The 19,305-nt window shown below is 71.3% G+C and carries 17 protein-coding genes; 7 read left to right on the plus strand and 10 right to left on the minus strand.

The features are described 5' to 3' along the window. Positions 1–29 precede the first annotated feature (29 nt). The gene (locus ABZU53_RS07630) at positions 30–242 is read left to right on the plus strand and encodes a zinc ribbon domain-containing protein (protein WP_354854477.1); all 213 of its coding nucleotides are present in this window, start codon (positions 30–32) and stop codon (positions 240–242) included. 153 nt (positions 243–395) lie between these two features. Further along, positions 396–3,239, plus strand: coding sequence for an adenylate/guanylate cyclase domain-containing protein (locus tag ABZU53_RS07635; RefSeq protein ID WP_355064534.1), 2,844 nt, complete (start codon positions 396–398; stop codon positions 3,237–3,239). Positions 3,240–3,358: 119 nt separating this feature from the next. On the opposite strand, the gene ABZU53_RS07640 is transcribed toward ABZU53_RS07635, so the two are convergent. Both ABZU53_RS07640 and ABZU53_RS07645 read right to left on the minus strand, forming a co-directional pair. Next, on the minus strand, positions 3,359–3,895 hold the full coding sequence (locus ABZU53_RS07640; protein ID WP_354854474.1) for a phospholipase: 537 nt from the start codon (positions 3,893–3,895) through the stop codon (positions 3,359–3,361). 178 nt (positions 3,896–4,073) lie between these two features. Beyond that, entirely contained in the window at positions 4,074–5,735 is a 1,662-nt protein-coding gene (locus ABZU53_RS07645) for a family 10 glycosylhydrolase (protein ID WP_355064536.1), read from the minus strand. A 317-nt stretch (positions 5,736–6,052) separates the two neighbouring features. On the opposite strand from ABZU53_RS07645, the gene ABZU53_RS07650 reads away from it, so the two are divergent. Further along, positions 6,053–7,549 carry an amino acid permease gene (locus ABZU53_RS07650; protein ID WP_354854471.1) on the plus strand — a complete coding sequence of 499 codons (1,497 nt, stop codon included), beginning with the start codon at positions 6,053–6,055 and terminating at the stop codon, positions 7,547–7,549. 52 nt (positions 7,550–7,601) lie between these two features. On the opposite strand, the gene ABZU53_RS07655 is transcribed toward ABZU53_RS07650, so the two are convergent. The 5 genes from ABZU53_RS07655 to ABZU53_RS07675 are packed head-to-tail and all read right to left on the minus strand — an operon-like array spanning position 7,602 to position 13,367. Then, on the minus strand, positions 7,602–8,627 hold the full coding sequence (locus ABZU53_RS07655) for a glycoside hydrolase family 43 protein (RefSeq protein WP_355064537.1): 1,026 nt from the start codon (positions 8,625–8,627) through the stop codon (positions 7,602–7,604). Further along, a complete protein-coding gene (locus ABZU53_RS07660; protein WP_355064539.1) occupies positions 8,624–9,481 on the minus strand; it encodes a carbohydrate ABC transporter permease in 858 nt (285 codons plus the stop codon). The genes ABZU53_RS07655 and ABZU53_RS07660 overlap by 4 nt, the downstream gene beginning before the upstream one ends. A gap of 10 nt (positions 9,482–9,491) precedes the next feature. Further along, the gene (locus ABZU53_RS07665; protein ID WP_355064541.1) at positions 9,492–10,457 is read right to left on the minus strand and encodes a sugar ABC transporter permease; all 966 of its coding nucleotides are present in this window, start codon (positions 10,455–10,457) and stop codon (positions 9,492–9,494) included. Between the two features lie 6 nt (positions 10,458–10,463). Then, the gene (locus tag ABZU53_RS07670) at positions 10,464–11,792 is read right to left on the minus strand and encodes an ABC transporter substrate-binding protein (protein WP_355064543.1); all 1,329 of its coding nucleotides are present in this window, start codon (positions 11,790–11,792) and stop codon (positions 10,464–10,466) included. Between the two features lie 60 nt (positions 11,793–11,852). Next, complete coding sequence (locus tag ABZU53_RS07675) at positions 11,853–13,367, minus strand: alpha-N-arabinofuranosidase (protein ID WP_354854462.1); 1,515 nt, start codon at positions 13,365–13,367, stop codon at positions 11,853–11,855. Positions 13,368–13,513: 146 nt separating this feature from the next. Between ABZU53_RS07675 and ABZU53_RS07680 the strand changes: the two genes are divergently transcribed. Further along, complete coding sequence (locus ABZU53_RS07680) at positions 13,514–14,518, plus strand: LacI family DNA-binding transcriptional regulator (RefSeq protein ID WP_355064545.1); 1,005 nt, start codon at positions 13,514–13,516, stop codon at positions 14,516–14,518. Here the strand turns inward: ABZU53_RS07680 and ABZU53_RS07685 are convergent. The 3 genes from ABZU53_RS07685 to ABZU53_RS07695 all read right to left on the minus strand — a co-directional run bounded on the left by ABZU53_RS07685 (position 14,515) and on the right by ABZU53_RS07695 (position 17,424). Next, positions 14,515–15,240 (minus strand): methyltransferase domain-containing protein, encoded by a 726-nt coding sequence (locus tag ABZU53_RS07685; protein ID WP_355064547.1) that lies wholly within the window; start codon positions 15,238–15,240, stop codon positions 14,515–14,517. The genes ABZU53_RS07680 and ABZU53_RS07685 overlap by 4 nt on opposite strands. 199 nt (positions 15,241–15,439) lie before the next feature. Further along, positions 15,440–15,748 (minus strand): hypothetical protein, encoded by a 309-nt coding sequence (locus tag ABZU53_RS07690; protein ID WP_354854457.1) that lies wholly within the window; start codon positions 15,746–15,748, stop codon positions 15,440–15,442. A gap of 38 nt (positions 15,749–15,786) precedes the next feature. Beyond that, complete coding sequence (locus ABZU53_RS07695) at positions 15,787–17,424, minus strand: ABC-F family ATP-binding cassette domain-containing protein (RefSeq protein WP_355064549.1); 1,638 nt, start codon at positions 17,422–17,424, stop codon at positions 15,787–15,789. Positions 17,425–17,486: 62 nt separating this feature from the next. On the opposite strand from ABZU53_RS07695, the gene ABZU53_RS07700 reads away from it, so the two are divergent. The 3 genes from ABZU53_RS07700 (at position 17,487) to ABZU53_RS07710 (ending at position 19,091) form a co-directional block, all read left to right on the plus strand. Continuing rightward, positions 17,487–18,257 carry an ROK family protein gene (locus ABZU53_RS07700; RefSeq protein WP_354854454.1) on the plus strand — a complete coding sequence of 257 codons (771 nt, stop codon included), beginning with the start codon at positions 17,487–17,489 and terminating at the stop codon, positions 18,255–18,257. A gap of 89 nt (positions 18,258–18,346) precedes the next feature. Next, positions 18,347–18,715, plus strand: coding sequence for a tetratricopeptide repeat protein (locus ABZU53_RS07705; RefSeq protein WP_354854452.1), 369 nt, complete (start codon positions 18,347–18,349; stop codon positions 18,713–18,715). Between the two features lie 121 nt (positions 18,716–18,836). Continuing rightward, complete coding sequence (locus ABZU53_RS07710; RefSeq protein ID WP_088987488.1) at positions 18,837–19,091, plus strand: Smr/MutS family protein; 255 nt, start codon at positions 18,837–18,839, stop codon at positions 19,089–19,091. Positions 19,092–19,305 lie beyond the last annotated feature (214 nt).

Genomic DNA, 19,305 nt, shown 5'->3' on the forward strand with positions numbered 1-19,305 from the left:
GACCGTCAGGCCCACGTACCCTGATCGCCATGCCCCGGTACGAGTTCCGCTGCCGCGCCTGCGGCGACACTTTCGAGGTCAACCGTCCGATGGCGGAGGCCGGCGCGCCGGCCACCTGCCCGCAGGGCCATGTCGACACGGTCAAGCTGCTCTCGGCGGTGTCGGTCACCGGTCGGGGCGCTGGTGGCGCGCAAGCTCCCGCTGGTGGCGGTGGCTGCTGCGGGGGTGCCTGCGGCTGCTGAGCCGGGCGTTCCGGTGACCGGCCGGTGGGCCGGCCTTGCCGGGAGCGGGTTCGAGTGGCACCTTGAGGCGGCACGTGCCCGGCCGTTCTCACGATGCGTGACCGCTCGGAGTCAGGCAGCATGAACCCGACGTCACGGGCGGAGGTTCCACGCATGTCGCCACGGATCCAGCTCCCGAGCGGTTGGGTGACCTTCGTGTTCACCGACATCGAGGGCTCGACCCGGCTGGCCCAACTGCTCGGCGCGGACTACCGCCCGGTGCTCGCCGAGCACCGCCGGTTGCTGCGTCGCACCCTGGCCACCACCGGTGGCGCGGAGCTGCTGACCGAGGGCGACTCGTTCTTCCTGGCCTTCGACGACGCGGCGGCGGCGCTGACCGCCTGCCTGACCGCCCAGCGGGCGTTGGCGAGCCACGACTGGCCGACCGAGGAGGCCGCGCCCCGGGTGCGGATGGGCTTGCACACCGGTTACGCCGAGCCCCGCGACGGGGAGTACGCGAGCCCCGAGGTGCATCGGGCCGCCCGGGTGGCCGCGGCCGCGCACGGCGGACAGGTGCTCTGTTCGGCGTCCACGGCCCGCCGGGCCGAGCCGCTGCCCCCGGGCGCCACCCTGCTGGACCTGGGCCTGCACCGGCTGCGTGGCTTCGACGACCGGGAGCGGTTGTTCCAACTGGTCGCGCCCGGCCTGGAGCGGCAGTTCCCCCGCCCCCGCACCGCCGACGCGGTGGCGCACAACCTGCCGACCCAGGTGACCTCGTTCGTCGGGCGGGAGGTCGAGCGGGCCGAGCTGGGCCGGTTGGTGGAGCGGCACCGACTGGTCACCGTGCTGGGCGCGGGCGGCGCGGGGAAGACCCGGCTCGCCGTGGAGTTGGCCGGTGGCGTCGTCGAGGCGTACCCGGACGGGGTCTGGTTCGTCGACATCGCCGCGGTGACCGACCCGGGGTTGGTGGCGTTCGCCATCGCCGCGGTGCTCGGGCTGCGGCCCGAGCCGGGCCGTCCGATGCTGGACACCCTCGTCGAGTACGCGGCCGCCCGCCGGATGCTGGTCGTGCTGGACACCTGCGACACGCAACCGGCGGCCTGCGGCGAGGTCATTTCGCGGCTGCTCTCCGGCGGGGGTGGCGTGCGGGTGCTGGCGACCAGCCGCGAGTCGTTCAGCCTGCCCGGCGAGGTGGTCTGGCGGATCCCGCCGCTCTCGGTCGATCCCCGCCCGGACGGCGCGGAGAGCGACGCGGTCGCGCTGCTGCTGGACCGTACGGCGGCGGCCCGCGGCGGTCGGCGGCCCGACCCGTCCGAGTCGGCCGACCTGCGCCGGGTGGTGCAGCGGCTGGACGGGCTGCCCCTCGCCATCGAGTTGGCGGCCGCCCGGCTGCGGGTGCTCTCCGTGGGTCAGCTGGCCGAGCGGTTGGACGACGTCCTCGGCACGCTGGACGCCGGCCGGGAGGATCCGGATCCACCGCCGGTCGAGCGGGGCTGGTCCGGCAACCAGCAGGACACCGTGGACCTCGTGGCCGCGGCGATCGGGACACCGCCGCCGACCCCGGCGAGCAGGGCCGTGCAGCGCTCGGCCACCGAACGGCACCTGACCATGCAGGCGACCGTCACGTGGTCGTACCGCACGTTGGGGCCGCGGGCCGCGCGGCTGCTGCGCTGGCTGGCGGTCTTCGCGGGGCCGGTGGATCTGCCGACTGTGGAGTGGCTGCTGGGCGACGATCCGCTGGATCCACTGTCGGTGCTGGTGGACAAGTCGATGGTGTTGGCCGAGCCGCGCGCCGCCGGCAGTTCGTACCGGATGCTCGACCCGATTCGGGCGTACGCGGCACGGCGGTTGGCCGAGGCGGGTGAGGAGCAGGCTGCCCGGGACCGGCACGTGGCCTGGTCGGCGCACGCGCTGGAGCGGGCCCACCTGGGGCCGGACGGCCGGCCGGTGACGTTGTCGCTCTACACCCTCGACCCGCTGGCCGACGAGCTGCGGGCCGCGCTGCGCTGGTGCGCCACCGGCGGCAGCGCCCGTGCCGGTCTCCGCCTGGCCGGTGGGCTGGACCAGTGGTGGCGCGAGCGCGGGCTGGCCCGGGAGGGTCGACTCTGGCTGTTCCGGCTGTACGGACGGATCGCCGAGACCGGCGAGCGGATCCCCGACGCGGAGCTGGCGGCGGCGTACCACATGCACTCGCTGCACGCCGGCGCCGACGGCGAGTTCGCCGAGGAGCTGCGCTACTCGCAGCGGGCGGAGGCAGCCGCCCGACAGGCCGGCGACGCCGGGCTGCTGGCCCGGGTGCTCGCCGGCAGGGCCGCGCCGTTGGTGGACATGGGCCAGTTCTTCGAGGCCGAGCGGGTCTGTCGGGAGGTCATCGACTGGGCCCACGGGCAGGACGTGGTTGGCGAGGCGCTGTTCGCGGTGTTCAGCCTGGCCGAGCTGCTGTGGCGGCGCGGCGCGTTGGAGGAGGCGGCGGAGCTGCTGGGAGCGGCGCGTCCGGTGGAGGCCGCCCGGCCGGTCGAGCGGGGCCGGCGTTCGGTGGACATGCTGCTCGGGATGGTCGCGCTGGCCCGGGGCGACGTGATCGCCGCGCACGAGCACCTGCTGGTGGCGCTGCGCTCACGGATGGGTCACGGCTACCACGGCCGGGCCTGCGACACGCTGAACGCGATCGCGGTGCGCTGCGCTCTCGGTGGAGACCGGTTGACGGCCGCGCGACTGTTCGGGGCGGCCCAGGCCACCCGGGCGAGCATGCGAGCGACGCCGGGTATCTACGGCGGCTACTGGGCCGACCAGCAGGCGGAGCTGCGGTCGATGGCGGGTGACGCCGCGTTCGACGACGCGTACGGGGAGGGTGCCGAGATGGGCCTGGACGAGGCCGTGGCACTGGCGCTCGACGTGGAACACCCGGACCTGGCAGCGGATTCGACCCGATTCAGCACCGACCTGTCCCAACACGCGCCGCCCCCGCGCCCCGCCGACCCCAACCGCCACCCCGCAACCCGAACGGAACGCGCCTGACCCCTGCTTGTTGATCATGAAGTTATTGCCACGACACGCCGGGCGGACGGGCAATAACTTCATGATCACCGCGACGGGGGTGGGGTGGGGTGGGTGGGCCGGGTGGGGGTGGGGTGGGGTTAGTGGGTTGCGGCCTTGGCTTCGGCTTGGGCCTTCATGCGGGCGGCTCGGTCGATGTCGGCCTGCTGGACGGCGGCCACCGAGCCGAAGATGTGGACCGCCTGGTAGTACGTCCAGGCCAGGCTGTAGCAGGCCGGGCGGACGACCGAGTTGTACGTGGCGCAGACCCGCTTCAGGTCCTCGTAGAAGGCGCTGTCCAGGCGGGACTTGTTGGCGGAGAACTGGCCGACCGCCTTGTAGTTGCGGTAGCCGAAGTCGTGTCGGTAGCAGCTCAGGTTGAAGGTGAACCCGAGCGGGTTGTCCGGGCTGGACGAGCAGTAGTCGGTGGACCAGTCGAAGTTGTACTCGGCCCAGGGGGCCCGGTTGACGCGGGCGCTGTTCCAGGAGTTGTAGCTGGACGCGCTGGTCTGGGTCCAGCTCGACAGCACGGACAGTCGCTCCGCGGGGGTGACGGCGGCGGCGGGGGAGGCGACGGCGAGGGTGGCGAGCAGCGCTAGCGCGCCCGAGGCGAACAGGGTGGCGAGACGTCGGGGCACGGTTTACCTCCGCGGGGTGAGCGGTGGGACGGAAGTTACCGGCGGGTTACCGGATGTCGATGAGTGTCGATCAGCTGATCAACTGGGCGGTATGTGCGCCGCCAACTATTGGTGACATACGTTCAAACAGACGAATGCCCCGGGTGCGCGAGGCACCCGGGGCATTCCGCGGAACGGGTCAGTGCAGCAGGAACGCCGGCGGGCTGGCCGGGCTCTCGTTGGCGGTACGGTCCAGCGCGGTCACCCGGTAGGTGTAGCGCCGGCCGGGCTCGGCCGACGTGTCCACCCAGGACTGGGTGCCGCCGGGGGTGGCCCGGACGGTGTCGACCAGGTGCGTGGCGTCCGCCGTGGCGCACCGCCCGGGCAGCGTGGTGCCGTCGAACCGGTAGATCGCGTACGACGTGGCCGTGCCCAGCGGGCCCACGCCGTCGGCGGGCTGGCGCCAGGTCAGCCGCACCCCGTCGGCCTCCCGGGCGACCCTGGTGACCACCGGGAGGAGCAACGGCTTCGACGGCAGGTGCGGCATGGCCGGCACGAGAGCCGGGCGGGAGTAGTGCTCGGCCGCGTAGATGTCGGTGGCGCCGAGCCGGTTGGCCCGCACCTGGACGGCCGAGAAGTGCACGTTGCCCTGCACCTCGGGGTACGACCGGTTGAGCGTCAGGTGGTCGGACAGCTCACGCGGGTTCTGCCAGTACGGCCCGTACGCCGGGTCGCCGCTCTTGTAGTCGGCCTGGCCGATGTAGAGCTGGACACGGGTGCCGCGCACGGTCTCGGCCCACCACGGGACCAGCCGCGCGTAGTCGGCCGCCGGGTACTGGCCGATGTACCAGTAGAGCTGCGGCACCACGTAGTCGATCCACTCCTGCTTGACCCACTTGCGGGTGTCGGCGGAGATGATGTCGTACGACTGGCTGCCGGTGGTGTCCGAGCCGAGCGGGTCGGCGCTCTTGTTGCGCCAGATGCCGAACGGGCTGACGCCGAACTTCACCCACGGCTTCGCCGCCTTGATCTTGCCGTTCATCTCCTGGATCAGCAGGTTGATGTTGTCCCGCCGCCAGTCCGCCCGGTCGGTGAAGCCCCGGTTGTACGCCGCGAAGGCGGCATCGTCGGGCACCTGGTAGGTGCCGCTGGGGTAGGGGTAGAAGTAGTCGTCGAAGTGCACGCCATCGATGTCGTACCGCTTGACCGCGTCCATCATCGCGGTCTGGACGAACTCGCGGACCTCGGGAATGCCGGGGTTGTAGTAGAGCCGGCTGCCGGCCACGCCGGCCGGTGGGTAGGCGAAGGTCCAGTCGGGGTGCGCCCGGGCCGGGTGGCCGGGGGCGAGCAGGTTGAGGTCGGCGCCGGCGCCGCCGGGGGCCGGCATGGAGACGCGGTACGGGTTGAACCAGGCGTGGAACTCCAGGTTGCGCTTGTGCGACTCGTCGACCAGAAAGGCCAGCGGGTCCCAGCCCGGGTCCTGGCCGCGTACGCCGGTCAGGTACTCCGACCACGGCTCGTACGGCGAGGGCCAGAGCGCGTCGGCGGTCGGTCGGACCTGCACCACGACGGCGTTGTGGTGCAGCCGTTCGGCGAGGTCGAGCAGTTCCCGGTACTCGGCCTGCTGGGCCGCGATCCGGTCCGGGCTGGTCTGGGACGCCTTGCTGGGCCAGTCGATGTTGACCACCGACGAGATCCACATCGCCCGGAACTGTCGTTTCGGCGTGGCCGGGTCGGTGACGCAGGTGGTGGTGGTGGCGGCATCGGTCGCGGCGCTCGCGGGGTGGGCGGGGGTGGCGGCGACCAGCGTGCCGAGCAGGGCTGCGACCAGCCCGGCCGCTCCGAGTCGAGGTGCCTTCATGCGGTGTGTCCCTTCGTTGGGGCTCCCGTGTCAGGGGTTCTCGCGGCGTCCCGGCAAGATTCGCCGTGGGCAATGTGCCGCTGGTAGGAAATTTTCACACTCGGCACGGTCCCGCAAGGGGCCGGGCCTGATCGATTCCCCGGTCACCGGATCGGACGATTCGCGCCGAGCGCCCGATTGCGGGTAGTGATCGGGACCGCACGCCGCGTCGTGACCTGATCGGCATGATCCGTGGCGGTTGGCCGGGATCCGGGGTGGGTAGCAACGCCGGTCACCGGCCGCCATGGTGGTGGTCGCACGGTGGGAGGGGTGAGCGCATGTCGGTGCTGCGAACCAAACCAATCAAGGACGTCATAGCCCAGGGCGACGCCGACGGCACCGACGGCCGACTGGGGCTCAAGCGGCGGCTCGGCGCGATCGACCTCACCGGCTTCGGCATCGGCATCGTGATCGGCACGGGCATCTTCACGCTCACCGGGATCGAGGCCCGCGACAGCGCCGGTCCGGGCGTGGTGATCTCCTTCGCCATCGCCGGCGTGGTCGCCCTGCTCGCCGCCCTCTGCTACGCCGAGCTGGCCTCCAGCGTGCCGACGGCCGGCAGCGCCTACACCTACGCGTACGCCACGATGGGCGAGATCGTCGCCTGGATCATCGGGTGGGACCTGCTGCTGGAGTTCGCGCTCGGCGCGGCGGTGGTGGCCCGCGGCTGGTCGGGCTACCTCGCCGAGCTGCTCGACCTGCCGACCCGGTGGTTCGGCGAGGAGGGCAGCACGGTCAACATCGGCGCGATCGCCATCGTGCTGATCCTCGGCATCGTGGCGATCGTCGGCATCCGGGAGTCCGCCCGGATCACCAACCTGCTGGTGCTGGTCAAGGTGTCGATCTGCGTCTTCGTGGTGGTCGCTGGCCTGTTCTTCGTCAAGGCCGCCAACCTCACCCCGTTCATCCCGCCGGCCGAGCCCGCCGGCAGTGGCGACGATGGCATCAAGCAGCCGGTGACGCAGGCGCTGTTCGGGTTGGAGCCGTCGGTCTTCGGTTTCGTCGGGGTGCTCAGCGCCGCCGCGGTGGTCTTCTTCGCGTACACCGGCTTCGAGGCCGTCGCCAACCTGGGCGAGGAGACGCGCAAGCCCAAGCGGGACCTCACCCTGGGCCTGCTCGGCACGCTGCTGATCTCCACCGTGCTCTACATCGGCGTCTCGCTGGTGCTCGTCGGCATGGTGCCGTACACCGAGATCGACCGGGGCGCCCCGATCGCCTCGGCGTTCGAGTCGGTGGGCGCCGGCTGGGCGGCGACGCTCGTCTCCATCGCCGCGGTTGCCGGCCTGACCAGCGTCATCCTGGTCGACCTGGTGGCGATGGGCCGGATCGGCTTCGCCATCGCCCGGGACGGCCTGATCCCGCCCTCGATCGCGGCCGTGCACCCGCGCTGGGGCACCCCGTACCGGATCTCGGCGATCATGACGGTGGCGGTCGCGCTGCTGGCCGGCTTCCTGCCGCTCTCCGCCCTGGCCGACCTGGTCAGCATCGGCGCGCTCTGCGCGTTCGTGCTGGTCTCGATCGCGGTGCCGATCCTGCGCCGCAAGCGCCCCGACCTGGAGCGGCCGTTCCGGGTGCCGTTCTCCCCGGTGCTGCCGGTCGTCTCGGCGCTGGCCTGCTTCTACCTGATGCTCAACCTGTCGGTGGAGACCTGGCTGCGGTTCCTGGCCTGGATGCTGCTCGGCGCGGTCATCTACTTCGGCTACGGCTACCGCCGCAACCGGCTGGCCCGGCACGAACCCGCCGTCGCCCCGGCGCCGCGCGAACCGAGCGCCTGACCCACGAACGCCGGAAGGGCCCCCGATCCGGGGGCCCTTCCGTCTGACCAGGTCAGGGGCGGGTCTGCGGCGTGGCCGTCGGACCCTTGACGACCGGCTTGCCGTCGACCCAGGTCACCTCGTCGAGCCACACCTGACGACCGGGGTCGGTGCTGCCCTCCTGGCCCGGAGGCCAGGCGTGGTACAGCAGCCAGGTGCGGCCGTCCTTGACCACCATCGAGGCGTGGCCCGGGCCGGAGGCGGCCTCGTTGCTCTTCAGGATCGGGTTCTCGGCGGCCTTCACGCACGGCCCGCTCGGGCTCTCGCAGACCGCGTAGCCCTCGGCGTACTCGGCCCGGTCATAGGCGTTGGCGGCGAAGAACAGCAGCAGCCGACCGTCCTGGCGGTGGAAGAACGGCCCCTCGATCAGGGTGCCCTCCCACGGCTCGGTCTGCTTGAGCAGCTTCGTCGGCTCACCGACGAGGGTCAGGCCGTCGTCGGCGAGGCGCTGCGACCAGAGCCAGGTGTCCACCCCGATGGCGTTGCCGTCGTTCTTCCACAGCAGCCAGAGGCTGCCGTCGGTGTCCCGGTACGGGCTGGCGTCGATCGCCCCGCCCAACTCGGCCTGGCAGATCAGCGGGCCGGTCGCGTCGTCGGAGTACGGCCCCTGCGGCGCGCTGGCCACCGCCCGCCCGACGCACTGCCGGCCCGACTCCCGGCCCGCGACGGTGTAGTAGAGCAGGAACTTCTCCGGTGCCAGCTCGATCGCCTCCGGCGCCCAGGTCTTGCCGGGGTCCGCCCAGTCCGGCAGCGTCGGCAGGGCGTCCTCCGCCTCGGTCCAGTCGACCAGATTCGTCGAGGTGCGCACCGGGACGTTGCGGCCCTGCGAGTTGGTGTGGAACAGGTACCAGGTGTCGCCCACCTGGATCGCCTGCGGGTCCGGGGCGTCGGTGCTGACGACGGGGTTGGTGAACATCCTGGTGCCGCTCCCGTTGCTCGTGTAGGTGGGTTCGTCGCCGTCGGAACAGCCCGTGGCGAGCAGCGCGGCGGCGAGGGTGATCGCCGCCGCGCCGACTCGCCGAGTTGTCGCCCGCGTCATCCCTTCAGACCGCTGCGGGAGACGCCCTGGATGATGTGCCGCTGCGCGAGCACGAAGAGGATCAGCACCGGCAGGCTGGCCAGCACCGCACCCGCCATGATCACCGGGTAGTCGGTGACGTACGAGCCCTGGAGCAGGCCCAGGCCCGGAGGCAGCGTCAGCTTCTCCGGGCTGAAGAGCACGAAGATCGGCCACAGGAAGTCGTTCCAGTTGGTCAGGAACGACAGCACGGCCAGGGTGGCCAGCGCCGGCTTGGACAGCGGCAGCACCACCTTGAAGAAGATCTGCCACTGGTTGGCGCCGTCGAGAGTGGCGGCCTCCTCCAGCTCGCTCGGCAGCGACAGGAAGAACTGCCGCAGGAAGAACACCCCGAACGCGCTGGCCGCGCCGGGCACCACCACCACGGCGAGGGTGTCGATCCAGTTGAGCTGGTCGACGATCAGGAAGTTCGGGATGATCAGCGAGGTCGGCGGGATGAACAGCGTCCCGACGATCAGCGCGAAGCTCACCCCGCGTCCCCGGAACTTCAGCCGGGCCAGCGCGTACGCGGCCATCGAGGCGGTGACCAGCACCAGCAGCGAGTGCAGCGTGGCGGCCAGCATGCTGTTGAGGAACCAGCGCAGCACCGGGTTCGCCGAGTTGTTGATGATCTGTTCGTAGCCGTACCCCGCCAGCGGGTCCGGCAGCCAGCTCGGCGGGATCTGCTGGGCGGCGGTGTAGGTCTTCAGCGAGGTGATGACCATCCACACCAGCGGGGTCAGGAAGATCAGGGTGAGCGCGACCAGAGTGGCGTAGAAGACGACCCGGCGCAGCCCGGAGGCGGAGCCGTTGGTGGTCGGCGTAGGCGTCGTCATGGCGGTCCCCTCAGTCTTCCCGGTAGCGGAAGAGGCGGAAGTTGGCGATGCTCACGACCGCCAGCAGCAGGGCGAACACGATGCTCATCGCGGCGGCTCGACCGGCGTTGTTGTTGCGCAGGCCCTCCTCGACGATGAACCACACCACAGTGCGGGTCTCCGTGCCCGGCGCTCCCTGGGTGATCAGGAACGACTGGCCGAACATGTTCGCCGAGGCGAGCACCGTCGTGGTGATCACGAAGAGCAGCACCGGCCGCAGCCCGGGCAGGGTGACGTTGCGGAACCGCTGCCACGCGTTGGCGCCGTCCATCCGGGCCGCCTCGTACAGCTCCGGCGAGATGTCCTGCAGACCGGCCAGGTAGATCACCGCGTTGAAGCCGGAGGTCCACCAGACGGTCACCCCGACCAGGGAGATCCACGCCCACGGCATGTTGGTCACCCACGGGGTGTCCGACGGCAACCCGACGACTCCGAGGAGCCGGTTGACCAGGCCCAGGTTGGCGTCGAGCAGGAACCGCCAGAGCAGGCCGATCACCGCCACGCCCAGCACGTACGGGGCGAAGTAGATCGCCCGGAAGAAGGTGCGGCCCGGGAAGGAGCGGTTCAACAGCAGCGCCAGCCCGAGGGGTACGACCACCAGCAGCGGCACCGACAGCACCGTGAAGATCGCGGTGGCCCGGACGCTCTGCCACCAGTCGCCGTAGACGGCGGAGTCGCTGGAGAACAGCTGCTTGTAGTTGTCCCACCCGACGAAGGGTCGGTTGGGGAGCTGGAAGTCCCACTGGTGCACGCTCAGCCAGAGGCCGAGGATGATCGGCAGCAGGCCGAAGACCCCGAACAGGACCAGGTACGGGGCGAGGAACAGGTATGGCGTCGCCCGTCCGGTCCGGCGCGCCGAGGCGCCCCGGCGGGCTGCGGTGGCCGCCGGGGGCGGCGCGTCACCGCGCGCCGCCCCGACCTCGATCACGTCCGCCACGGGTTATCAGCTCCCGTACTTCTTGCGGTTGTCCTCAAGCTGCTTGTTGGCCTTGGACACGCCGTCGTCGAGCGCCTGCTTGGGCGACTTCTTGCCCAGCGCGGCCTCGTTGAACGAGTTGTAGAAGGTCGTCATGACCTCGCCCAGCCCCGGGGCCGCCGGCGGGAAGGCCGCGTACTCCAGCTCGGGAGCGAGCGACGAGATCTCCGGCAGCGCCTTGAACTCGGCGCCGTCACGGACCTCCTTGCGGGCCGGGATCTGCCCGCCCTTGGCCCAGTCCAGCGAGTGCTGGCTCAGCCAGTTGATGAAGACCTTCGCCCCGGAGACCTTGTTGGCGTCGTTGGCCCGCTGCTTCACGATCGTGAAGTTGTGCGAGTTGGCCCAGGCCGACGGCTTGCTGCCGATCTGGGGGAGCGGGGCGACACCCCACTGGACCTCGGGGCTCTTCTTGAGGTCGTTGATCTGCCAGATGCCGTTCCAGGTGAAGGCGTTCTTGCCGCTCTTGAACGCCAGGTAGTCGGCGTCCTGTCCGACGTTGGCCGGCGAGTAGCCCTGCTTGATCACGTCGACCAGCCAGGTGCACGCCTCGACCGCCGGGTCGGAGTTGAACGTCGCCTTGGCCACCTCGGCGTCGAAGAGGGTGGCGCCCCACTGGTTAAGCAGCGAGTAGAACGTCATGCCGCCGGTGAACTGGAACGGGCTGACCCAGAAGCCCTGCACACCGGCCTTCTTCAGCTCGACCAGGGCCGCCGTGTAGTCGTCCTTCGTCGTCGGCGGCTTGTTCGGGTCGAGGCCGGCCTTCTGCATGACGGCCTTGTTGTAGTAGAAGCCCAGCGGGTGCATGTCCAGCGGGATGCCGTACCGCTTGTTGTTGTAGATCCCGCCCTTCCAGACGGTCGGGGCGAAGTCGCCCTCGGAGAGCTCCAGGTTCTTGGCCACGTCGTCCAGCTCGGTGATCACGCCACGAGCGGCGAAGGTGGCGAGCTGGTCCATGTGCATGACCGCGATGTCCGGGCCGTTGCCGCTGGAGGCAGCACCGGGGAGCTTGTTGTAGTAGTCCTCCCACTGGTACGTGGCCACCGACACCGCGATGTTCTTGTGCTCGGTGTTGAACTGGTTGACCAGCGCCTTGAAGATGTCGCCGTCGCCGCCGGTGAACCCGTTCCACAGCTTCAGGTCGACCTTCGGGCCGGTGTACTCCTTGCCGCCGTTACCGACGGCCGGCCCGGAGGTGCTGTCGTCGCCGCCGCAGCCGGCGAGGGTCAGCGAGGCCGCGGCACCGATTCCGAGACCGAGGCCGAGCAGGCGTCGCCGGCTCATGTCGTTCTGGATCATGCTGTATCTCTCCTTGGAGGGGGACGGGATGAATTGTGCCTGCGCAGAACCGTTACGACTTCAGACGCCGGTCGGGCCGAAGCGCAGCACGCTCCACGACACGGCGGGCAGGCGCACGGTGCACCGGCCGCCGTCGGGGGTGGGGGTGGGCAGTTCCCGCGGCGTCACCCGGTCGGGCTCGGCCTCGGTGTTCGTCGCCGACGGGTCGGACCCGGCAGCGATGCTCTGGAAAGATTGACCGGATAGTCCCGGCAGGCCGCGCAGGTCGATGTCCAATGCGAGGTCCGTCGTGTCACGGTTCGTCGCGAAGATGGTCAGCTCGCCGGTCTCCTCGTCGTGCACGGCGACCGTGTCGAGCACCGGCACGTCCCCGTACTTCTTCGTGTCGTAGCGCGGCGACACCGGCTCGGTGCGCAGCACGGTGCCCCGGGCGTACCGGGCGGTCAGCGCGAACGGGTGGAAGATGCTCTGCCGCCAGGCCGGGCCGCCGTTGCGGGTGCGGATCGGCGCGATCACGTTGGCCAACTGGGCTTGGGCGGCGACCCCGACCCGGTCGGCGTGCCGGAGCAGGGTGATCAGCAGGTCGCCGACCACCACCGCGTCCACCGCCGTGAAGTCGTCCTCGATCAGCGCGGGCGCCTCGACCCAGCCACGCCGGTCCAGGTCGGCCTGGAGGCGGGACTCGTACCAGACGTTCCACTCGTCGAACGAGATCTTCAGCTTGCGCTTCTGCCGCCGCTTGGCGGCCACGTGGTCGGCCGTCGCGACGACCTCGGTGATGAAGTTGTCCATGTCGACGGCCGACGCCAGGATGCTTGCCTGGTCGCCGTCGGACGGGTCGTAGTAGGTGTGCGCCGAGATGTAGTCGACGTGCTCGTAGGTGTGCTCCAGCACGGTCGCCTCCCACGCGGCGAACGTGGGCATCCGCCGGTTGGAGCTGCCGCAGGCGACCAGGCTGATCGACGGGTCGATCATCTTCATCGCGCGGGCCGCCTCGGCGGCCAGCCGCCCGTACTCGTCGGCGGTCTTGTGGCCGACCTGCCACGGGCCGTCCATCTCGTTGCCCAGGCACCACAGCTGCACGCCGTACGGGTCCTCCGCGCCGTGCTTGCGGCGCAGGTCGGACAGCTCGGTGCCGCCCGGGTGGTTCGCGTACTCCAGCAGGTCGAGCGCCTCCTGGACGCCCCGGGTGCCCAGGTTGACCGCCATCATCGGCTCGACACCGGCCTCGGCGGCCCAGGTCATGAACTCGTCCAGCCCGAACGCGTTGGTCTCGATCGTCTTCCACGCCAGGTCGAGCCGGCGCGGCCGGTTCCCGACCGGGCCGACGCCGTCCTCCCAGCGGTAGCCGGAGACGAAGTTGCCGCCCGGGTAGCGGACCACCGAGACGCCCAGCTCGCGGGTCAGGTCCAGCACGTCGCGGCGCAGGCCGCGGGAGTCGGCGTTGGGGTGGCCGGGCTCGTAGATGCCGCCGTAGACGCACCGCCCCATGTGCTCGACGAACGAGCCGAAGAGACGTCGGTCGGCCGGCCCGATCGAGAAGGCCGGGTCGATCGTGAGCTGCGCGGTCCGCAAGGGATGCCACCTTTCCTCAGTGCCGGAACCGGGTGACCGCAGTCACCGCCCACCCGGCGTCCCTCGTTTCTACAACGTTGTAGTCAACGTTGTAAAGAGCTGATGACGAGGTATGGTGCGCTGGGTTGCATCGGGGAGGTTGCGGCGTGCGAAACAGGCTCAAGGACGTGGCCGAACGGGCGGGCGTCTCGGTGAAGACCGTCTCCAACGTGGTGAACGGCTACGTGCACGTACGTCCGGACACCCGCGCCCGGGTCGAGGAGGCCATCGCCGAACTGAACTACCGGCCCAACCTCTCCGCCCGCCACCTGCGCAAGGGACGTACCGGGGTGATCGCCCTGGCGGTGCCGGAACTGGACATCCCGTACTTCGCGGAACTCGCCCGCTACGTGGTCACCGCCGCCGCCGACTACGGCTGGACGGTGCTCATCGACCAGACCGGCGGCCGGCGCGAGCAGGAACGGGTGGTCGCCTCCGGCATCACCGACCACCTGATCGACGGGCTGATCTTCAGCCCGCTGGCGCTCACCGCCGAGGACCTGGCCGGTCTGGACGGCACCCCGATGGTGCTGCTCGGCGAGCGTGTCGACCACGGCCCCGCCGATCGCGTGGTGATCGACAACGTGACCGCCGCCCGCGAGATCACCGACCACCTGATCCAGCTCGGCCACCGCCGGATCGCGGCGATCGGCTCGCAGCGCACCGACGAGGGCGCCAGCGCCCGCCTGCGCCTGGCCGGCTACGCCGAGGCGCTGCGCGCCGCCGGCCTGGCCTACGACGAAGCCCTCGTGGCGCCCGCGCCGGCCTGGCACCGCGCCGACGGCGCGGCCGCGATGCGCGGCCTGCTCACCGCGGGGGTACGCCCCGACGCCGTCTTCTGCTTCAACGACACGCTCGCCCTGGGCGCCCTGCGCGCCCTGCACGAGGCCGGCCTGCGGGTGCCCGAGGACGTGGCGGTGGTCGGCTTCGACGACATCGAGGACGGCCGGTTCTCGATCCCGACACTGAGCACGGTCGCCCCGGACAAGGAGCGGATCGCCCAACTGGCCGTCGAACTCCTGGCCCACCGCCTGGACGGCGACCGCGCCGCCCCGGCAAAGGAGCTCTCCGCCCCGTACCGCCTGGAGATCCGCGAGTCCACCAGGCCCTAGTCGAAGAAGCGGGCCAGGTGGGGTCGGGGTGCCGGGTCGGCCTCTGGGGGGAGGGGGGTCAGATCGGCGAAGATCGAGGCGCCGTCGCAGCCCGCGTGCAGCGGGTACCACCGCGGGGTGCCCGGCGGGCGGAGCTGGCAGATCCCCTTGAACGTCTGCACATCCATCAGCCGGACGTGAGTCGGGTCGGCAACCGCGTTCACGTGCCCCCACCAGGGGCTCATCACGTGCAGCACGCCACCCGGACGGAGGACCCGATGGCACTCGTCCACCAGCGGCAGGAAGTCGATCAGGTGCTCCAGGATGTGCACCGCGAAGAGGACGTCCACCGAATCGTCGGCGAGCGGCAGCGAGCCGGACAGATCCGCGACCGCGTCCACCCCCGGCGCCGGGTAGATGTCCAGCCCCAGGTTGCCCGACCACTGCTTGGTCGGACCGCAACCGAGGTCCACCACCACCGGCGCCCGACCGCCGACGCCGACCCGGCACCAGACGCCGTAGACGCCGGCCAGCCGTCCCACCAGGTCCCGTACCAGCCGCAGCTCGGCCGGCTCGGCCACCTCGCCGGTGAGATGGGCGACCCCCCGGTCGAACCGCACCTCGACCGCCAGAGCACGCAGCCGGTCGTCGTGCCGGGCCTGGTCCGCCCACGCCTGCGCGAGGGATTCGTCGATCAACCGCAGCCGGTCGGCCGAGGGCGGAGTCTGTGCCAAAGCGACCATTCGGGCCACCTCCCGCCGCGCGTTACCCGCATTCGCGCCCGGTATGCCCCGCTCGTCCACCACGCCGTAGGGCCGCCGCCTCGTCGCAGGCGTGTCGCAGCCCACGGCGGCCACCGTGGTGAGCCGTATACCTGTGAGTCATCAATATGACTCACAGGTATACCGCTCACCAGGGCCATCGGCCCCGCGGACGGCCGGGTCAGCCGGACAGGGTGCGCCGGCTGCCGCGCATCCGCTGGCGGGGTTGCGGGGCGGCGGCCCTCGGCCGCTTCAGGTGATAGCGGTGCAACTCGTTGTGGCCGGGCAGGGACGGGTCCTCGCTCATCGCGACCAGTTCCCAGCCCTGGTCGCCGGCCCGGTTCAGGTGAGCCAGCGCCGTGTCGCCGTACGGCGTCACGTCGACCATCGAGCCGTCCGGGCCGTACCAGACGAAGACGACCTCCCAGCCGAGGTCGTTGGTCGCCGCCTGGCGGCGGCGGACCAGCAGCGCGTACTCCCACTTGAGCATGGCGTCATTCTCACCCCGGCCCGGCCCTCCGGCACGGATCAATCCTCGGCGATCCGCCCGGCGTCGACCCGCAGCCGACGGTTCGTCTCGATGGCGGCCAGCATCCGCCGGTCGTGGGTGACCAGCAGCAGCGTGCCGGGGTAGCTGGCCAGCGCCGATTCGAGCTGCTCGATGGCGGGCAGGTCGAGGTGGTTGGTGGGCTCGTCGAGCACCAGCAGGTTGACCCCGCGCCCCTGGAGCAGGGCCAGCGCCGCGCGGGTCCGCTCGCCGGGGGAGAGGGTCGCCGCCGGCCGCGGCACGTGCGCCGACCGCAGCCCGAACTTGGCCAGCAGGGTCCGCGCGTCCGCCGGCGACAGATGCGGTACGGCCGCGTGGAACGCGTCGATCAGCGGCGCGTCGCCGAGGAACAGTCCCCGAGCCTGGTCCACCTCGCCGACCACTACGCCCGGCCCGAGCGAGGCGGTGCCCTCGTCAAGCGGCAGCCGCCCGAGCAGTGCGGCCAGCAGGGTGGACTTGCCCGAACCGTTCGCCCCGGTCACCGCGACCCGGTCCGCCCAGTCGATCTGGAGGTCGACCGGCCCGAGGGTGAAGCCTCCCCGGCGTACCACCGCATGTCGCAGGGTGGCCACGACGGCGCCGGCGCGGGGCGCGGCGGCGATCTCCATCCGCAGCTCCCACTCCTTGCGGGGCTCCTCGACCACGTCGAGCCGTTCGATCAGCCGCTCGGTCTGCTTGGCCTTGGCGGCCTGCTTCTCGCTCGCCTCGCTGCGGAACTTGCGGCCGATCTTGTCGTTGTCGGTGGCCTTGCGGCGGGCGTTCTTCACGCCCTTGTCCATCCAGCCGCGCTGGGTGCGGGCCCGCGCCTCCAGGCCGGCCTTGGTGTCGGCGTACTCCTCGAAGTCGGCGCGGGCGTGCCGCCGCGCCACCTCGCGCTCCTCCAGATAGGCCGCGTAACCGCCGCCGTAGTGGTGCACCTGCTGCTGCGGCAGGTCCAGCTCCACCACCCGGGTCACGGTGCGGGTGAGGAACTCCCGGTCGTGGCTGACCAGCACCGTGCCGGCCCGCAACCCGGTGACGAACTCCTCCAGCCGCTCCAGGCCGGCCAGGTCCAGGTCGTTGGTCGGCTCGTCGAGCAGGAACACGTCGTACCGGCTGAGCAGCAGCGACGCCAGCCCGGCGCGGGCGGCCTGACCGCCGGAGAGCCCGGTCGTCGGGTGGTCCAGGTCGACCGCGAGCCCGAGGTCGGCGCTCACCTGCTCGGCGCGTTCGTCCAGGTCCGCGCCGCCGAGGGCGAGCCAGCGCTCCAGCGCGTCGGCGTACGCGTCGTCGGCGCCCGCCGTCCCGGCGGTCAGCGCCTCGGTGGCCGCGTCCAGCGCCGCCTGGGCGGCGGTCACCCCGGTCCGGCGGGCCAGGAAGTCGCGTACGGTCTCGCCCGGTCGCCGTTCCGGCTCCTGCGGCAGGTGCCCGACGCTCGCGGTGGGCGGGCTGAGTCGCACGCTGCCGGCCTCGACCGGCAACAATCCGGCGAGGGTACGCAGCAGCGTCGACTTGCCGGCCCCGTTCGGCCCGACCAGGCCGACCACGTCGCCCGGGGCGACGACCAGGTCCAACCCGGAGAAGAGTGGGCGGTCCCCGTGCCCGGCGGCCAGGTCCTTGACGATCATCGTGGCGCTCATCAGGACGGCAGCCTATCCGGCTGCTCGCATAAGAGCCGACGGCAGCGGGCAGACTCAACGGCGTGGTGACCACTCTGGCGATCGACTGCGGTGGCGGGGGCATCAAGGCGTCGGTCCTCGACGAGGCCGGCACGATGCGCGCCCGCCCGCTGCGGGTGCCGACCCCGTACCCGCTGCCTCCCGCCCTGTTCGTCCGGACCCTGCTGGAGCTGGGCGGGCGGCTGCCCACGGCGGACCGGCTGACGGTCGGCGTACCCGGGATGATCCGGCACGGCGTGGTGGTGGCCACCCCGCACTACGTCACCCGCAGCGGCCCCCGCTCCCGCATCGACCCGGACCTGCTGGCCGAGTGGTCCGGCTGGGACGCGCGAGGCGCGCTGGCCGACGCGTTCGGGGTGCCCGCGCTGGTGCTCAACGACGCCGAGGTGCACGGAGCGGGTGTGGTCGCCGGCACCGGCTGTGAACTGGTGTTGACCCTGGGAACCGGGCTGGGCAGCGCCCTCTTCGACGGCGGCGTGCTCGCACCGCACCTGGAGCTGTCGCACGCGCCGGTGCGCTGGGGCACCACCTACGACACGTACGTGGGTGAGCCGGAGCGTCGGCGGCTCGGCGACGCCTTCTGGTCCCGGCGGATCCGGCAGGTGGTGGACGGGCTGCGCCCGGTGTTCCGGTGGGACCGGCTCTACCTGGGCGGGGGCAACTCCCGGCTGATCCGGCCGGAGCAGCTGGCCCGGATGGGCGACGATGTGGTGGTGGTGCCGAACACGGCCGGGATCGTCGGCGGCGTCCGCGCCTGGGAGCTGGCCGCCGGCCGCCGGGACGCTCGCGCCTGACCCTATTTCCACCCGGGGAACAGTCGCCAAACGTCGAGTGTTGTGCCAGCGTCGGAACAGGTGACGGCGCGACCCGAGGAGGTGGGCAGATGGATCTTCTGGCGGACTACCGGCGGGCGACCATGTTCTTCGAAACCGGTGACCCGAGCCGAGCGGCCCGACTGCTGGAGCCGATCGTCGACGCCGAACCCGGCAACGCCGCTGTCCGGCAGCTGCTGGCCCGGGCGTACTTCCAGTCTGCCCAGCTCAACCGGGCCGAGGAGCAGCTGCGGGAGCTCGTCGACCGGGACCCGAGCGACCACTACGCGCACCACGTGCTGGGCCGGACGCTGGAGCGGCTGAACCGGCACACCGACGCGCTGCGGCACCTGCGGATCGCCGCAGCGATGTACGCGGCCAACGACGACTACCGGATCGCGCTGCAGCGGGTGGAGACCCGAGTGGGCGGCACGCGCTGAGCGGAGACCTGGTGATGACGAAGGGGCGGTCCTGCGGACCGCCCCTTCGTCGTCCGGCGGACGGGCCGACGGGCGTGCCTAGGATGGCGGACATGGGACCTGACCGGCCGGGGGCTGCGGCATGAAGCTCAAGCTGGACCTGCACGACATCTTCAACAAGGGCCAGGACATCGACCGCGCGCTGCGCGGGATCATGGACGAGGCGGTGGCGAAGAAGGCCACCCTCGTGGAGATCATCCCGGGCAAGGGGTCGGGGCAGCTCAAGAAGCGGGTGCTGCGGTTCCTCGACCAGAAGGACGTCAAACAGCTCTACCACCGCGTCGAGAAGGACTCGAAGAACTTCGGCCGCCTCTTCGTCCACTTCCGCTGGAAGTAGCGACGGCATGCGCCCTGACCTGCGGCTGAGGTCTTTGGCGGCGGGTCCGAAACAAGATCATGCCGTCTCCAGGCCGTTGCCGGGCTCGGGAGCGTCCTCCGGGTCCTGGTCCTCGCCTAGCGCCTTGTCGATGACGCGGCGGGTGCGGTCCTCGCTCGTCGGCAGCAGGTGGCTCACGACGAACTAGAGGATCTGCAGATCCACCAATCAGTGC

The sequence above is a fragment of the Micromonospora sp. NPDC005194 genome (assembly GCF_040608335.1).
Classification (GTDB): domain Bacteria; phylum Actinomycetota; class Actinomycetes; order Mycobacteriales; family Micromonosporaceae; genus Micromonospora.

Excerpts from the sequence above, each read along its gene's own strand:
- ABZU53_RS07685 (WP_355064547.1), bottom strand. The coding sequence starts at position 15,240 with ATGGTCGCTTTGGCACAGACTCCGCCCTCGGCCGACCGGCTGCGGTTG.
- ABZU53_RS07645 (WP_355064536.1), bottom strand. The coding sequence starts at position 5,735 with ATGAAGGCACCTCGACTCGGAGCGGCCGGGCTGGTCGCAGCCCTGCTC.
- ABZU53_RS07690 (WP_354854457.1), bottom strand. The coding sequence starts at position 15,748 with ATGCTCAAGTGGGAGTACGCGCTGCTGGTCCGCCGCCGCCAGGCGGCG.
- ABZU53_RS07650 (WP_354854471.1), top strand. The coding sequence starts at position 6,053 with ATGTCGGTGCTGCGAACCAAACCAATCAAGGACGTCATAGCCCAGGGC.
- ABZU53_RS07710 (WP_088987488.1), top strand. The coding sequence starts at position 18,837 with ATGAAGCTCAAGCTGGACCTGCACGACATCTTCAACAAGGGCCAGGAC.
- ABZU53_RS07705 (WP_354854452.1), top strand. The coding sequence starts at position 18,347 with ATGGATCTTCTGGCGGACTACCGGCGGGCGACCATGTTCTTCGAAACC.
- ABZU53_RS07655 (WP_355064537.1), bottom strand. The coding sequence starts at position 8,627 with ATGACGCGGGCGACAACTCGGCGAGTCGGCGCGGCGGCGATCACCCTC.
- ABZU53_RS07660 (WP_355064539.1), bottom strand. The coding sequence starts at position 9,481 with ATGACGACGCCTACGCCGACCACCAACGGCTCCGCCTCCGGGCTGCGC.
- ABZU53_RS07695 (WP_355064549.1), bottom strand. The coding sequence starts at position 17,424 with ATGAGCGCCACGATGATCGTCAAGGACCTGGCCGCCGGGCACGGGGAC.
- ABZU53_RS07670 (WP_355064543.1), bottom strand. The coding sequence starts at position 11,792 with ATGATCCAGAACGACATGAGCCGGCGACGCCTGCTCGGCCTCGGTCTC.
- ABZU53_RS07635 (WP_355064534.1), top strand. The coding sequence starts at position 396 with ATGTCGCCACGGATCCAGCTCCCGAGCGGTTGGGTGACCTTCGTGTTC.
- ABZU53_RS07630 (WP_354854477.1), top strand. The coding sequence starts at position 30 with ATGCCCCGGTACGAGTTCCGCTGCCGCGCCTGCGGCGACACTTTCGAG.